Annotated in this window: 11 protein-coding genes; 10 read left to right on the top strand and 1 reads right to left on the bottom strand. The window is 44.3% G+C overall.

The annotated features are described in order from the left end of the window. The 8 genes from DUN60_RS09705 to purF all read left to right on the top strand — a co-directional run bounded on the left by DUN60_RS09705 (position 1) and on the right by purF (position 12,196). Positions 1-1,014 (top strand): aspartate-semialdehyde dehydrogenase, encoded by a 1,014-nt coding sequence (locus DUN60_RS09705; protein ID WP_114633849.1) that lies wholly within the window; start codon positions 1-3, stop codon positions 1,012-1,014. A 207-nt stretch (positions 1,015-1,221) separates the two neighbouring features. Further along, positions 1,222-6,123 (top strand): FimV/HubP family polar landmark protein, encoded by a 4,902-nt coding sequence (locus DUN60_RS09700; protein ID WP_114633848.1) that lies wholly within the window; start codon positions 1,222-1,224, stop codon positions 6,121-6,123. 196 nt (positions 6,124-6,319) lie between these two features. Further along, the gene (truA, locus tag DUN60_RS09695) at positions 6,320-7,114 is read left to right on the top strand and encodes a tRNA pseudouridine(38-40) synthase TruA (protein ID WP_004734161.1); all 795 of its coding nucleotides are present in this window, start codon (positions 6,320-6,322) and stop codon (positions 7,112-7,114) included. Between the two features lie 176 nt (positions 7,115-7,290). Continuing rightward, the gene (gene accD, locus DUN60_RS09685; protein WP_004734162.1) at positions 7,291-8,217 is read left to right on the top strand and encodes an acetyl-CoA carboxylase, carboxyltransferase subunit beta; all 927 of its coding nucleotides are present in this window, start codon (positions 7,291-7,293) and stop codon (positions 8,215-8,217) included. Between the two features lie 42 nt (positions 8,218-8,259). Next, complete coding sequence (gene folC / locus DUN60_RS09680) at positions 8,260-9,522, top strand: bifunctional tetrahydrofolate synthase/dihydrofolate synthase (protein ID WP_102512599.1); 1,263 nt, start codon at positions 8,260-8,262, stop codon at positions 9,520-9,522. Next, positions 9,523-10,095: an SPOR domain-containing protein gene (locus DUN60_RS09675; RefSeq protein WP_114633847.1), complete on the top strand. Its 573-nt coding sequence runs from the start codon at positions 9,523-9,525 to the stop codon at positions 10,093-10,095. Between the two features lie 61 nt (positions 10,096-10,156). After that, a complete protein-coding gene (locus tag DUN60_RS09670) occupies positions 10,157-10,648 on the top strand; it encodes a CvpA family protein (RefSeq protein WP_004734165.1) in 492 nt (163 codons plus the stop codon). Positions 10,649-10,681: 33 nt separating this feature from the next. Next, positions 10,682-12,196: an amidophosphoribosyltransferase gene (purF, locus tag DUN60_RS09665; protein WP_004734166.1), complete on the top strand. Its 1,515-nt coding sequence runs from the start codon at positions 10,682-10,684 to the stop codon at positions 12,194-12,196. A gap of 74 nt (positions 12,197-12,270) precedes the next feature. On the opposite strand, the gene DUN60_RS09660 is transcribed toward purF, so the two are convergent. Next, positions 12,271-13,146 carry a LysR family transcriptional regulator gene (locus tag DUN60_RS09660; RefSeq protein ID WP_004734167.1) on the bottom strand — a complete coding sequence of 292 codons (876 nt, stop codon included), beginning with the start codon at positions 13,144-13,146 and terminating at the stop codon, positions 12,271-12,273. Positions 13,147-13,374: 228 nt separating this feature from the next. On the opposite strand from DUN60_RS09660, the gene DUN60_RS09655 reads away from it, so the two are divergent. Both DUN60_RS09655 and DUN60_RS09650 read left to right on the top strand, forming a co-directional pair. Further along, the gene (locus DUN60_RS09655) at positions 13,375-14,478 is read left to right on the top strand and encodes a response regulator (RefSeq protein ID WP_114633846.1); all 1,104 of its coding nucleotides are present in this window, start codon (positions 13,375-13,377) and stop codon (positions 14,476-14,478) included. A gap of 360 nt (positions 14,479-14,838) precedes the next feature. Continuing rightward, a complete protein-coding gene (locus DUN60_RS09650) occupies positions 14,839-15,210 on the top strand; it encodes a YbaN family protein (protein WP_065204975.1) in 372 nt (123 codons plus the stop codon). The last annotated feature ends 2 nt before the right edge of the window (positions 15,211-15,212 follow it).

Here is a 15,212-nt window from a genome sequence, read left to right as displayed (position 1 = left end):
ATGAGCCAAGAATTTAATATTGCTATTTTAGGTGCGACTGGTGCGGTTGGTGAAGCCATTCTTGAAGTACTTAAAGAGCGTAAATTCCCTGTCGGTGAAATGCACTTACTAGCAAGTGAACGTAGTGAAGGCAAAACTTCCCGTTTTAACGGCAAAACAATACAAGTACAAAATGTAGAAGACTTCGATTGGTCTCAAGTACATATTGCGTTTTTCTCTGCAGGTAGCGAGCTTTCAGAGCGTTGGGCTCCAATCGCCGCTGACGAAGGTGTGGTTGTTATCGATAACACATCACGTTTCCGTTACGAATACGATGTTCCTCTGGTTGTGCCAGAAGTGAACCCTGAAGCGATTGCTGAGTTCCGTAACCGCAACATCATCGCGAACCCTAACTGTTCTACTATTCAGATGGTAGTAGCACTTAAACCAATTCACGATGAAGTGGGTCTTGAGCGTATTAACGTTTCAACTTACCAATCTGTGTCTGGTGCAGGTAAGCCGGGTATCGATGAGCTAGCGGGTCAAACGGCTAAGCTTCTTAACGGCATGCCAGCTGACAAGTCAGCATTCTCACAGCAGATCGCGTTCAACTGTATTCCTCAGATTGATGAATTTACAGAGAACGGCTACACACGTGAAGAAATGAAGATGGTTTGGGAAACTCAGAAAATCTTTGCTGATTCGTCAATCACGGTGAACCCGACTTGTGTTCGTGTTCCTGTGTTCTACGGTCACGCTGAATCTCTACACATTGAAACTCGCGCGCCAATCGGTGCAGAGCAAGTTATTCAGCTTCTAGAGAACACGGAAGGCGTTGAAGTATTCCAAGCTCTAGACTTCCCAACTCAAGTTCGTGATGCGGGTGGTAAGGACCACGTAATGGTTGGTCGTATTCGTAGCGACATCAGCCATCACAGCGGCGTGAACATGTGGGTAGTCGCTGATAACGTTCGTAAAGGCGCAGCGACAAACGCAGTTCAAATCGCTGAAGTTCTGATTCGCGATTACTTCTAAGCTTCATTGCTTTGACTATCAAGCCTCACTCTTTAGTGGGGCTTTTTTAATCGATTGAAAATATTGTTAGTCAAATTGTGTGAAATTGCTGCGAATATTGTTGCTGCAACACATTTTTTGTTTTCATCTCTATAGTTTTACGTCATTTATCCGATATATTTAATAGATCATCACTTTTCCGAATTTAAGCACCTAGCTGAGCCTTTTATGTTTCAAATTTTCAAGCCGTGGTTAATGCCTTTTGCCTTTATCATTGCGACTCAGATTTCCGTTGTTCGTGCAGATTCCATTCGAGTTGTAGGGCCTAATGGCCAGATACAATCAGCGCCTACGTTTTCAGAACCTCTTCAAAGAGCGCAATTGAATAGCTCTGAGCCTTCACGTTTCTATGGTCCAACTCGTAGCTCAGAAACGCTATGGTCTATTGCTTCAAGGTTACGCCCTGATAACTCCGTTTCAGTCCAACAAACGTTGTTGGCGATTTATCGCTTAAACCCACAAGCGTTTGAAAATCAGAATATCCATAGCCTGCTGCCTGCCAGTAATTTACGCGTGCCTTCTTTAGAGCAAGCGCGAGCCAGTTCGACGCAGCAAGCTATCAACATCATGAACTCGCACCTTGCTAAGCTTGATGCTCCTGCGGCAAAGCCTACCGATTCAAAACTTAAAGTAGCGCAAGCGCCAAGTCGACCAGATGTGGCGCCTAAAACTACACAATCCAAAGACAAGGTTAGCGAACCTAAAGTTGTCGATAAATCGATAATTGGTAATCAAGAGATAGTGAGTAGCAAGCCGCTAACCGGTGCCAAGGAAATGAACCACCTTGAGAAGCAGTTAGAGCTTTCAGAAACTGAGTTACTGTCACTTGAAGAAAAAAACCATCAACTTCGTTTGATGCTGTCGAATGTTCAATTGGAAGTGGATGAGCTAAAAACAGAACTCAGTGATGAAGACCGCATTCGTAGCGAAGTGGAAAAGCTGCTTGATGAAGAGCGTAGAAAGAACGCCGAAATTGAAAAAATGGCCCCAAGTGCCATGGATGAACTGTTATCTAATGGTTGGTTAGTTGCGGCTCTTGCGATTATTCCGGGTCTTCTACTTGGCTTGATCATAGTGATGCTGATAGGCCGTCGTTCTAAAAATGAAGAACAACAGCAAACCACTCAAGAACAAACGATTCAGCCTGAACCAAGCAGCATCGCGCCTATTACATTGGGCGACGAGATGGACGACCTTAACGAGCTGTCTTTAGACGATGACTTGTTTGGCACTGAAGACGATGCCAATAAGTTGTTTGACGACCAAGCTCTTGCTGAAGAAGATGATGTATTTGCAGGATTGGATGAATCTGATCTCGATTTCAATCTCGACGGTGAAGATGATGACCCATTTGCGAGCATTGGCGAAAATGGTGATTTAGACACTAACTTTGATGATCTGGAGTTGGACAGCAGCAACGGCATCAGTGTTAATGGTGAAGAGAAAGCGCTTGGTCTTGAAGAGATGGAGCGCGCGCTCGATAAAAGCGCAGAAAGCGCACTTGATACCGATGAAGTCGATTTTGATCTCTCAGATGATAACGCAATGTCTGCTGATGACATTGAAGCACTGCTATCTAAAGAATCCGAGACTGAAGATCTAGGCTCTAACGAATTAGACCAGTCACTATTAGATGACCTGTTTTCTCTTGATGACGAAGATGATGATAGCTTCGACATCGATGCTTTGATTTCGGAAGAGCAAAATGATTCTACTTCTAGTGCCGACACATCAATAACCGATGATTTTGATATCGATGCGCTTATCTCAGAACAACAAAGCGATTCTACGCCTTCGGACATAAGCAATGACGACTTTGATATTGATGCTCTGATCTCTGAACAACAGACCACTCAATCTGCAGCTCCTAGTGTAGAGGATGATATTGATGACATCTTTGCTCAGGTTGCCGCTCAGAACGAGCAAGCGAATGATCCTTTCAACCTCGATAGCGACGATGAGATAGCGACGAACCTAAACAATGGTTTGGCGTCTGATGATGATATCGAAAACATCCTGTCTCAGTTTGATAAGCCAATCGTTGATGAAGAGACTCAAGACAGCGTTGATCTACTTGATGAGCGGTTGGAAGGGGATGACGTTGACCTAAGCAACTCGACCGAACTCCTTGATGAAATGCTGGGCGATGAATCGGATGATGATCCTGAAAGTGAGCCTTTAGGTTTTGATGCCTTATCTGAACTTGAAGAGCTTTCTGGTTTATCGACTGATGATGAGCTAAACATTGCAGAAGACAGCACGGAAACTCTGGATGAATTAATCGGAGATTCTGATGATGATTTCGAACTCGACGCAGAGAGCACCGACTTACTTGATGATTTCCTTGATAGTGAACTATCGGATGATGCGCTTTCAGCGGACCAAGCCGATTCGCCAAAATCGGAATCTTTAGACCCGTTTGATGATTTACTGACAAGTGGCATTGAAGACGAGCTTGAATCAGAAGAGCAGACGTTTGATAAAGAGCTAGATGCTGCCTTTGGTTCTGATAAAGCCAGCGACGACCTTATCAAGGATTCAGAGGTTGAACATACTCAATTAACGTCAGAGCCTTCTGAAGTCGAGCCTGAGCAAATAGCGGACATTACTGAAACACCACAACCTGAACTTGTTGGTGATGCTTCATTAGATTCAGAACTGATTCAAGACGGTGCTGATGTTAAGCCAGAAAATGATGAAGCCTTTAATCGTGATGACTTTATCGATGACTTGTTTGGTGTAGCGCCTGCAACGGATGCGTTGCTTGATGACGCACTAGAAACAACAGATGAAGCATTGATTGATGAGTTGATGACTTCTGATGACAGCGATTCGTTGCAAGCTACTGAAGAGCCAGCTGAAGTATCAATCGAAAGTGCTTTGGAGCCAGAACAAACGGACCTTTCTGATAGTCATGAATTATCACCAGAAGAAGCGGTGTCGTCTGTTAAAGATGATGAACTGGATATTGACTCGTTGCTCTCTGAGAATTCTGACTTTGACAAACCAGTTTTTGAAGAGCCGACTCAAGAAGACACTGAGCAACAAGAATTAGAACCGAAAGAAGCCGACGTACAACATCAGCGTGAAGACATCGCTGCGAGTACTGAAGATCAAGCTTCGCCAGCGTCTTTAAATGATATCTCTGAAGACGATGAAGAAACGGTAGAAGATTGGTTAGCCGAAGCCATTGATGATGTTGAATCTCCTGCGAATATAGACTCTGATTTTGACTTTGAACCGAAAATTCAAGGTAGCGATGAACTTGAAAATATCGTTGAATCCTTGCCAGAGCCAGAGCCAGAGCCAGAGCCAGAGCCAGAGCCAGAGCCAGAGCCAGAGCCAGAGCCAGAGCCAGAGCCAGAGCCAGTCCGTGCTGCACATATGCCAGAAATCATTCCAAATGAGTTCGGTGTACCAGAAGACAATGATTGGCTGATTGGAGACGATACAGCTAAAGAAGATGCGTTGGCGGAAGCGGACGCTGAAGCTGATGTTGAAGTAATACCAGACCCAGTTACTCCTGCTGTTGAACCTCAACTAGACGCTGAACCTCAAGCAGAAACGGCACCGCAAGTTGACGCTACGGAACAAGCTGAAGTTCTAGGACAAGACAGCGAAGAAGAGTTCTCGTTTGATGACTTCGAACTTCCTGAGTTTAATGAAGAAGACGCGTTGGCAGAAGCCGATGCTGAAGCTGATGTTGAAGTAATACCAGAACCAGTTGTTCCTGCTGTTGATTCTCAACTAGACGCTGAACCTCAATCAGTATTAGAACCACAATTAACATCTGAGCCACAAGCAGACGTTGCGCCTCAAGCAGAAACGGCACCGCAAGCTGAAGTTCTAGGACAAGAAGACGAGTTCTCGTTTGATGACTTCGAACTGCCAGAGTTTGGTGAAGAAGATGCATTGGCGGAAGTCGTTAGTGAGCCTGATGAAGCTCAATTAGAGCAAGATCTCGCTCCTGAGGCAGAAAAGTTTGAGTTCGATGATCTTGACCTTCCTGAATATGACGAAGAAAGCGCAAAAGCAGACTCTGTTTTAGATGATATTGAGCAAAGCAGCGCAGAGCCAGTAGCGGAAGAAGAAGGCGTCGAGTTCGATGAGCTTGATTTGCCTGAATACGGTGAAGACGAAGCCATCTCAGATGCGTTTGCAGAGAAGCCGACACCACTGACTTCTTTTAGTCCGCAAGGTGAAGAGCAAGATGCGCTGCATGATTTGTTCTCAAACCCGCAAAGCTTTAGTCACGCTGACGACTTCTCCGATACAGAGGGTTTCTCGGGCGAAGCAGGGTTCTCAGATGCAGAAGAACCTGAACTGGCAGCGTTCGCACAACCAGATGATTCACCGAGTTCATCTTCAGGATTAAATTCAACGCCTTTAGAATCAAACTCAGCACCTACAGCGGTTCTAGACGAACCACTAGAAGGCTTTGACGATTTTGATGAAACAGCATTGGCTGAGTTGCTTTCAGAAGATGTACAAGACTCAGTCGACAATATGTTTGAGAAGCCATTAGATGCAACTTCGATTGACAGTGCGGGGCTCGATATCGATGCGATGCTCGAAGTTGGCGGTGAAGATTGGAAAGGCTTTAACTTAGCTCCAGAGCAGCAATCAAGCATGCACAATGGTGTTCCTGACGATCAACAAGAGATTTGGGCATCGGCTGAAAAACAAGCTGAACCTAAAATTAAAGAAGAGAATTGGGGTCAACAAGATAACCTTACAGAGTCAGGTAACAGTCGTGATAAGCAATACATGACGATTGACGAACTGATGGCTCAAGTAGAGCAAGAAGGCGAAGAAGCCATTAATCCAGATGATGAAGAGTTGAAGCTGGATGTTGGTCTCAATGAATTCCCTGATGTTATCGGTGATATCGGCAACTATGATGTCGACAACAATGCAGAAGCTGCTGGCAAGCTCGATTTGGCTAAAATCTATATCGAGATGAGTGATTCGCAAGGTGCAATTAAGCTTCTAGAAGAGGCGATAGTTGACGGGAGCGATGATATTCGTCGAGAGGCAAAGAATCTTATCGATACCTTAAACGGTCGATAAATTTAAAAAAATCATAAAGGGTAGAGTTGGCTACCCTTTATGTTTGGGTGAGCCCAAGCGCCTTTGTTTTATTTGGCTTCTTAAAATCATCGTCTAGGGCGGTAGTGATTGTTTATTGCAGTTTTAGCCCCATCCTATTTGGGCTAGCACTCATTTCCGTATATACTTCTTGCCCATTTTCAAAGAGAACAAAAACATGAAAATTGCTTTAGGTATTGAATATAACGGTACCCACTACTTTGGTTGGCAGCGCCAACGAGACGTGAAAAGTGTCCAAGAAGAATTGGAAAAGGCTCTTTCAGTTGTCGCGAATCACCCTGTAGAGGTTATGTGCGCAGGTCGTACAGATGCCGGTGTTCACGGTACGGGACAAGTCGTTCACTTTGAAACTAATGTTGATCGTAAAATGGTTGCTTGGACAATGGGCGCGAATGCCAACATGCCAAAAGATATTGCGGTTCGTTGGGCGACAGAAGTGAATGAGGATTTCCACGCTCGTTTTTCTGCAACTGCACGCCGTTATCGCTACATTATCTTTAATCATGCACTACGTCCTGGCATTCTGAATTCAGGCGTGAGCCATTACCATGGTCACCTTGATGAGAAAAAGATGCATGAAGCGGGTCAGTACTTGTTAGGCGAGAACGACTTCACTTCATTCAGAGCGACACATTGTCAATCTCGTAGTCCATGGAGAAACATGATTCACTTAAACGTGACTCGTCATGGACACTACATAGTGATCGATATTAAAGCGAATGCGTTTGTTCACCACATGGTGAGGAATATTACGGGTAGCCTAATTGCAGTAGGTAAAGGTGAGCAAAAACCAGAGTGGATCCAGTGGCTTTTAGAGGCTAAAGATCGAAAAGTGGCTGGCGCAACCGCCAAAGCGGAAGGCTTGTATCTGGTAGATGTTGATTATCCTGAACATTTTGAGTTACCACGAGAGCCAATTGGACCTCTGTTTTTACCGGATAATTTGAACTAAATGTGAGACTTAGGTTCAAAAAACATTACGCTTTCGTGCGTAAAATAGTGCCAGAAAATAGGTACAACCAGTTTTTTATCTACAGTCGCTGTTTTATGTGCTTTAATTCCCACGCATAATTCCCAAATTTATTTCTTTCGCAATCAAGCGTAAGAATCGAAACAAAAAGGTCTTCCATGAGTTGGCTTGAAAAGATTTTAGAAAAAAGCAACATCGTAACATCTCGTAAGGCGTCTATCCCTGAGGGTGTTTGGACTAAATGTACTTCTTGTGAGCAGGTTCTTTACCATGCTGAACTAGAGCGTAACCTAGAAGTGTGTCCAAAATGTGACCATCACATGCGCATGAAGGCACGTCGCCGTCTGGATACATTCCTAGACAAAGGTGAGCGCGTTGAACTAGGTGCTGATCTTGAGCCACAAGACAAACTGAAGTTTAAAGATTCTAAGCGTTACAAAGAACGTATCTCTACTGCTCAAAAGAACAGTGGTGAAACTGACGCGTTGATCGCAATGAAAGGTGAACTACTAGGTTTACCAATCGTAGCGTGTGCTTTTGAATTCTCATTTATGGGTGGTTCAATGGGCTCCGTTGTTGGTGCTCGTTTTGTGAAAGCGGTAGATGCGGCTATTGAGAACAACTGTGGTTTAGTTTGTTTCTCTGCAAGTGGTGGTGCTCGTATGCAAGAGGCATTGATGTCTCTAATGCAAATGGCAAAAACCAGTGCTGCTCTAGAGCGTTTATCTGCGAAAGGCCTACCGTTTGTTTCAGTCATGACTGATCCAACAATGGGTGGTGTTTCTGCGAGTTTGGCAATGCTTGGCGATATCAACATCGGTGAGCCAAAAGCGCTTATCGGTTTTGCTGGACGTCGTGTAATCGAACAAACTGTACGTGAAGACCTTCCTGAAGGTTTCCAACGCAGTGAGTTCCTACTCGACCACGGCGCTATCGACATGATCGTTGACCGTCGTGAGATGCGTCAGCGCGTTGCAAGCCTTGTTGCTAAAATGACCAACCAGCCTTCACCATTAGTAGTTTCTGTGAACGATTCACCGAATGAAGCTACTTATGAAGTACCAGAAGCGCCAGAAAAAGGGTAAAGTACCTTCTAACAAACCTACTTAATCATGGTTATGAGTTAGATGAGTCAACAACCTATTCCTCAAGCCACATCCTCTTTGGAGATGTGGCTTGATTATTTATCAAACATCCACACAAGCGCTATTGATCTTGGATTAGACCGAGTTCAGGCCGTCGCCTCTAAGGCAAACCTCACCAAACCTGCTCAACACGTTATTACTGTTGCCGGAACCAATGGCAAAGGCTCAACGTGTGCACTAATGGAAGCTATTCTGTTGGATGCTGGTTACTCAGTTGGTGTCTACAGTTCTCCTCACTTAATTCGCTATAACGAACGTGTTCGTATTAACGGCCAAGATCTATCCGATGAAAAGATGGTTCAGTCTTTCAATTTCATTGAGAAAGAGCGCGGCGAGATCAGCCTTAGTTTTTTCGAATATGGGACTTTAGCTGCGTTACGTGCGTTTCAAACTGAAGCGGTTGATGTTGTGTTATTAGAAGTGGGTCTAGGTGGACGCCTAGATGCGACGAATATCGTTGAGCATGATGTTTCTGTGATTACCAGTTTGGCTGTCGACCATGTTGATTGGCTAGGTGATGACATCAATGTGATTGGTTTTGAGAAAGCCGGTATTTATCGTAGCGGTAAGCCAGCTATCTGTGGTCAACCTAAACCACCAGCTACGGTTGCTGCTCACGCTGATGACATTAAGGCTGAGTTCTATCAGGTGGGTATCCAATACACCTATGATGTAGACGGCGATACGTGGAATTGGCGCAGTGGTGCATTCCAACTAGAATCATTGCCTATTCCAAGCCTGCCGCTACCTAACGCAGCAACAGCATTGATGGCATTAGGTACTTCAGAACTTAGCATTAGCGATGTGAACGTCGTTAATGGCATGAAGAACGCACAGCTTCCTGGGCGTATGCAGCAAATTAGCGAACAACCCGTGATTGTGCTTGATGTTGCGCACAACCCGCATTCGGCTGAATACTTTGCGCAGCAAGTAACGAAGAAATATGCAGGCAAAAATTTACACGTTGTAGTCGCCATGCTTCATGACAAAGATATCCCTGCGACATTGGAAGTATTAGCACCAATCACAACACATTGGTACCCAGCTTCGCTGAACGGCCCACGAGCCGCAACAGCTGCTGAATTGTGTCAAAGCCTACCTCAAGGCGTAGAGCAGCATTCAAACCCTGTAGCAGCGTTTGAAGCGGCTTTAGCTTCTGTTAAAGGTGACGATGTTGTACTGGTGGTCGGTTCTTTCCATACTGTGGGTGAAGTATTGGAGCATTGGCAGAAAAAAGGAAACTAAATGGCAAGTAAATTCCAAAGCCGATTAGTCGGTACCATCATTTTAGTGGCCATTGGTGTGATTGTATTGCCCGATGTGCTGGATGGTAAGAAGCTCCACTATAAAGAAGAGTTTGCAAGCATTCCGATTAAGCCAGAGCTTGATAGTAATGTAGAAGTTTTTGAAGTACTCGACCCTGTTGAAGATCAGATTGCACTGCCGGACTCTCCGGTTGAGCGAGTGGTTGAAAGTGGTGTTGATAATTCAGATAAGCAAACTGCGTCGGCTTCCAGTAACAAAGATGCGGATAAAGTGGCAGTGGTGGTTAAGCCCGTACCGGAAAAAAATGAATACCAAGACAGTGCTTGGATTATTCAATTGATGGCTTTGAAGAATGCTGACAACGCAAAAAACGTTGTTAAGGATTTACAAAAGCGTGGTTACCAAGCTCACACCAAGCAAGAAAAAACGTTTACGCGAGTAATTATTGGCCCGGATGTCTCTAAATCCAAACTTGAGCGACAAATTAAGGAATTAGAAAAAATTACGGGTTCAAAAGGCCAATTGCTCAAATTTAAACCGTTAAATCCATAAGAAAACGTTTGCGTCAGCATTTTTTCTGTTAAAATGCGCGCCAACTTAAGATGAAGAATTCATGAATTGGTTAGATTTTGTCATTTTAGGCGTGATCGGCTTCTCTGCCGTGATCAGTTTAGTTCGCGGTTTCGCTAAAGAAGCGTTATCACTTGTTATTTGGTTTGGAGCATTTTTTATTGCTAGCCAGTACTACGCTAAATTAGCCATGTACTTCACCAATATCGAAGATGAGATGTTTCGAAACGGAACTGCGATAGCAGCATTATTTGTTGCAACGTTAGTTGTCGGTGCCTTAGTTAACTATGTCATCGGTCAGCTAGTTCAGAAAACAGGCCTGTCGGGTACAGACAGAATCCTCGGTGTCGTCTTTGGCGGCTTACGTGGTGTTCTGATTGTCTCTGCAGTGTTGTTTTTCATGGATGCGTTTACTGCATTCCCAAGTTCTGAGTGGTGGGAGAATTCGCAGTTGGTTCCGGAGTTTAGCCGAATCATTGCGCCGTTCTTTGAGCATTTACAAGCAACATCTAGTTTCTTATCTGGCGCGCTTTAGCGCCAGTTAATGTCGAAAATCGAGGATTAGGACATGTGTGGTATTGTTGGAATCGTGGGTTCAACACCTGTAAACCAGTCTATTTATGACGCTTTAACGGTATTGCAGCATCGTGGCCAAGATGCCGCTGGTATTTGTACCATAGAAAGCAATCGTTTCCGTCTGCGTAAGGCGAACGGTTTAGTTAAAGATGTTTTTGAAGCAAAACACATGCAACGCCTCCAAGGTAACGTGGGTATTGGTCATGTTCGTTATCCTACAGCGGGAAGCTCGAGTGCTTCTGAAGCGCAGCCTTTCTACGTAAACTCTCCTTTTGGTATCACGTTGGCGCACAACGGCAACCTAACGAATGCAAGTGAAGTTCGTGAGAAGTTGTTCGAAAAAGACCGTCGTCATGTCAACACAACCTCTGATTCTGAAGTTCTACTGAACGTATTGGCTCATGAAATCGATACTGTTAAAGGTAATGTGACTTCAGAAGATGTGTTCCGCGCCGTTGCAAACGTGCACCGTACTATTCGTGGTGCTTACGCAGTGACAGCGATGATCATCGGCCACGGTATGATCGCATTCCGTGACCCACATGGTATTCGTCCACTGTGTCTTGGTAAGCGTGAAATTAACGGTAAAACAGAGTACATGGTTGCGTCTGAATCGGTAGCGTTAGACGCTGTTGGTTTTGATTTTATGCGTGATGTTGCCCCTGGTGAAGCTATCTACGCAACATTCAATGGTGAGCTTTTCACTAAACAATGCGCAGATAACCCACAATTAAACCCATGTATTTTCGAGTTTGTTTATTTTGCTCGTCCTGATTCATTCATCGATAAAATTTCGGTTTACAGCGCACGCGTTGAGATGGGTGAGATGTTAGGCAAGCGTATTAAAGAAGAGTACGCAGACCTAGACATTGACGTGGTAATTCCAATCCCTGAAACATCGAATGATATTGCGCTACGAATTGCTCAAGCGATCAATAAGCCATATCGTCAAGGTTTCGTGAAAAACCGCTATGTTGGCCGCACGTTTATCATGCCGGGTCAGCAACAGCGTAAGAAGTCGGTTCGCCGTAAGCTCAACGCAATTCGTTCTGAGTTTAAAGGTAAGAACGTTCTATTGGTTGATGATTCTATTGTTCGTGGCACAACATCAGAGCAGATCATTGAGATGGCTCGTGATTCTGGCGCAAGCAAAGTCTTCATGGTTTCTGCTGCTCCTGAGGTTCGTTTCCCGAATGTTTACGGCATCGATATGCCGAGCGCTACGGAGCTTATTGCTCATGGCCGTGACAACGAAACGATTTGCAAGCAGATTGGTGCCGATGCTTTGATTTTCCAAACGCTACCAGATTTAATCTCGGCGGTAGGTATGGGTAATCAAGACATCTCTCGTTTTGATACATCTGTATTCAACGGCGAGTATGTAACGGGCGATATCGACCAAGCGTACCTAGATTTCCTAGACTCTTTACGTAATGACGATTCAAAGGTTGAGCGTGAGATCCAACAAGATCTCGCGAACCTAGAGTTACATAACGAAGGCGCTTAGTGTACTCATAAAAAATGAGTAATAAAAAACCAGAGCATCGGCTCTGGTTTTTTTTTTGTGGAGAAGGGGTGACTCTAATGAATGTGGTATGCGATCACAAAATCAATAAACAGTCTAACTTTCTCTGGCAGGTGGTCTTTGTGGTTATAAAGCATGTAAATATCACGAGGGTTAGCACTCCAGTCTTCTAAGACTTGCACTAAGCTGCCATCTTCAATGTATTCACGGATCATCACGTCAGGCATTAGGGTGATACCTAGGCCTTCTGAACAGGCTTGTCTTACGACATTAAGCGCATTCGCATTGAAACGACCTTTCTCGCTATTCACCACCGTCTCTTCATTCGAATTACTCAGCTGCCACTTAATCAGCGGATAGCCTTTAAGTAGCGAATGATTCGCGAGCTCTTCTGCATGACTTGGTGCCGGGTTCTTCGCTAAGTAGTCAGGACTCGCGATAAGAATATCCTTCACTTCACTGATCTTTCTTGCGATTAAGCTTGAATCACGCTGCGGGCCGACTCTGAAAATGACATCCCACTCGGTTGGATCAAGCTGATCAGCTTGGTTGTTCATCATCAGCTCAATATTGATATCAGGGTATTGAGTCATGAATTCACTGAACATCGGCATCATCATGCGCTTGGTCAGGTTTGAGGGCGCTGTAATACGAATCTTACCGGAAGCACCCTTACACACGTCAGTGAGTTCTTCTGCAGTAGAAGATAGACGTTGTAGTAACGGTGAGCATTCATTGAAAAAACGTTCGCCAGCCTCTGTTAAAGAGAGTTTACGCGCGTGTCTATTGAGAAGCCTTAGGTTCAAAGAGTCTTCTAGGGCTTGGATGCGTCGTGTAATGGTCGCAACCGGAATCATAGTCTTGCGCGATGTTGCGGTGTAGCTCCCATTTTCAACGACAAGTCGAAAGAGGTTTAAATCATCTAATTTCATAAATCCAGACACATTTGTTTACAATCTCATCTAATTTATACGTAATATTGAGATCAATGTTTGCGTTACGTCAACTCGTTGCACTATTTACCAGTATTCCAACCCTTGTCACGAATTACCAGTAAAGAGTGAACATTTGTGTATTTAGTAATTTATTACTAAGTTTTATATTAGTTCTTAGATCAGATAACAATAATAATTCGACTTAGTTTTGTGAGGTTAGAGATTATGTACAAAACTCACAGTCAGCCAGTTATGACCTCGGCTCAGGAAGTTCTCAATCAAAAATGCGTTATGTTGGTTGATGATGATCCTATTTTTCGCCGGATAACCAGCGCGTACTTAGACAAGATTGGTTATAAAGTGGTTGAGGCTGAAAATGGGCTGGACGCTCTGCAAAAGCTTAGAGACTCAGCGCCAGATTTAATTGTGTGTGACTTATCAATGCCGATACTGGATGGCATTGAGCTTGTAGAAGAGCTCAGTTTAGAGTATCCGTCACTGCCTATGATCGTTGTGTCTGGCACTGATGATATGTCTGATGTGGCGAAAGCATTACGATTTGGTATCAAAGACTTTTTAGCGAAACCTCTAGAGGATCACGGTCACTTAGGCAGTGCGATTGCGAATACATTGACAGATTCGTTCGATAACATTTCAGACCAACGAGATTTTTCAAGCCAATGGTTCTGCGTTGATGACGGTGGCGAGATCCCAGAAGACCAAGAGCTGCATTGGCATCTAAACTACCTGCAAGATAACCCGAGTGCTGCAAGAGACTTATTGCATGCGCTGCTTCCAGAGAAAGACACTCGACAAGGCTCATGGCGTTGCAGCTACCGTTTACTGCAATCAACAGAAATGATGCCGCTTGTGTTTGATTATGCGTGGATGATGAACGGGCAGTTTGCTTTCTACCTCGTCGATTCGTCGTCTTCTGATAACGGCGGCTCAGCGGCCACATTGTTGGTGAGAGCGTTATTCCACGATTACATCAGAAATAGAAAAGATTTTAACGTTGATCTCAAAGATATTGCGGAAATTTTGGAGAAGGGGATTCGTTGCTCTAAATGTTCGACCCCTGTGAATGCTTTGTTTGGTGTTGCTGATCTTGCTGTGGGAACTATCTCTATTCTACCTGCGGGTTTAGATGGACAATGGTCGAATGGCGAATTGAATCAACATATTGCGGCGGGCGAGCGCTTGGGTGAGAACTGTAAGAAGAACTTCATTACACGGGATCTTCCGATTGAACAAGGCTGCCAGCTATCATTGAGCCTGCTTGGATCGGCCAGTTTTAGTTTAGACATACGCCAAGGGTCCACTGATTAACCCTATATTTCCTCGGTTTTTGTGAATAATTGATTAAGGTATAGTTGCGCAAATGGTGTGGCTATGCCTTTTTTGTTAAATGTCGATTTAGCAAAGCGGGTTTGGTTCGCCAGATACTTACCTTTACTAACAAAAACAAGAAGCAATCATGGCAGATAACAAAGACTTTCAAGACCCGTTTAATGTATTCTATTTTTTAGGATTTTTAGCCGCATTTTTAGCGATTCCATTACTACCAGCAACCCTTACGTTGATCCGAGTATTTAATGGTTACGCAACATTCTAGTGAAGCTATCATCGCCGATTGGTGATAGCTAACTCAAGGAGGCCACAATTAGCGTTCGAGTTTTAAGCCTCAATATTGCTGGTGGCCTTTGTATCATTCTTGCAGTTCTAGGGATCGTTTTACCCGTTCTGCCAACCACGCCTTTTCTCCTTCTTGCCAGTGCATGTTTCATGCGAAGCAACCCCAAAGTTCACAAATGGATGCATGAGCATAAAACGCTGGGTCCCTTGTTGAACAATTGGTATCAACACGGTGCCGTTACCAAGCAAGTTAAAACGCGTGGCGTGTTCTTTATCTTGTTGAGTTTTGCGTTATCGATCTACTTTGCCCCGCTCATTTGGGTCAAGGTTTTCCTAATTTGTGTACTTGTTATTCTTCTCACATGGTTTATGCGACTTCCAACCCATGAGTTGGTTGCTGACAGCAAAGAAAATCACTACCATTAAGC

The sequence above is a fragment of the Vibrio splendidus genome, assembly GCF_003345295.1.
GTDB classification, from domain to species: domain Bacteria; phylum Pseudomonadota; class Gammaproteobacteria; order Enterobacterales; family Vibrionaceae; genus Vibrio; species Vibrio splendidus_K.
The sequence above is the reverse complement of the archived record's forward strand: the minus strand, read 5'-3'. Positions and strand labels throughout refer to the sequence as shown.

Bases quoted from the DNA above. Each gene is read 5' to 3' on its own strand.
- truA (WP_004734161.1), top strand. From the start codon at position 6,320: ATGAAAATTGCTTTAGGTATTGAATATAACGGTACCCACTACTTTGGT.
- DUN60_RS09675 (WP_114633847.1), top strand. From the start codon at position 9,523: ATGGCAAGTAAATTCCAAAGCCGATTAGTCGGTACCATCATTTTAGTG.
- DUN60_RS09660 (WP_004734167.1), bottom strand. From the start codon at position 13,146: ATGAAATTAGATGATTTAAACCTCTTTCGACTTGTCGTTGAAAATGGG.
- DUN60_RS09700 (WP_114633848.1), top strand. From the start codon at position 1,222: ATGTTTCAAATTTTCAAGCCGTGGTTAATGCCTTTTGCCTTTATCATT.
- DUN60_RS09670 (WP_004734165.1), top strand. From the start codon at position 10,157: ATGAATTGGTTAGATTTTGTCATTTTAGGCGTGATCGGCTTCTCTGCC.
- folC (WP_102512599.1), top strand. From the start codon at position 8,260: ATGAGTCAACAACCTATTCCTCAAGCCACATCCTCTTTGGAGATGTGG.
- DUN60_RS09705 (WP_114633849.1), top strand. From the start codon at position 1: ATGAGCCAAGAATTTAATATTGCTATTTTAGGTGCGACTGGTGCGGTT.
- accD (WP_004734162.1), top strand. From the start codon at position 7,291: ATGAGTTGGCTTGAAAAGATTTTAGAAAAAAGCAACATCGTAACATCT.
- DUN60_RS09655 (WP_114633846.1), top strand. From the start codon at position 13,375: ATGTACAAAACTCACAGTCAGCCAGTTATGACCTCGGCTCAGGAAGTT.
- purF (WP_004734166.1), top strand. From the start codon at position 10,682: ATGTGTGGTATTGTTGGAATCGTGGGTTCAACACCTGTAAACCAGTCT.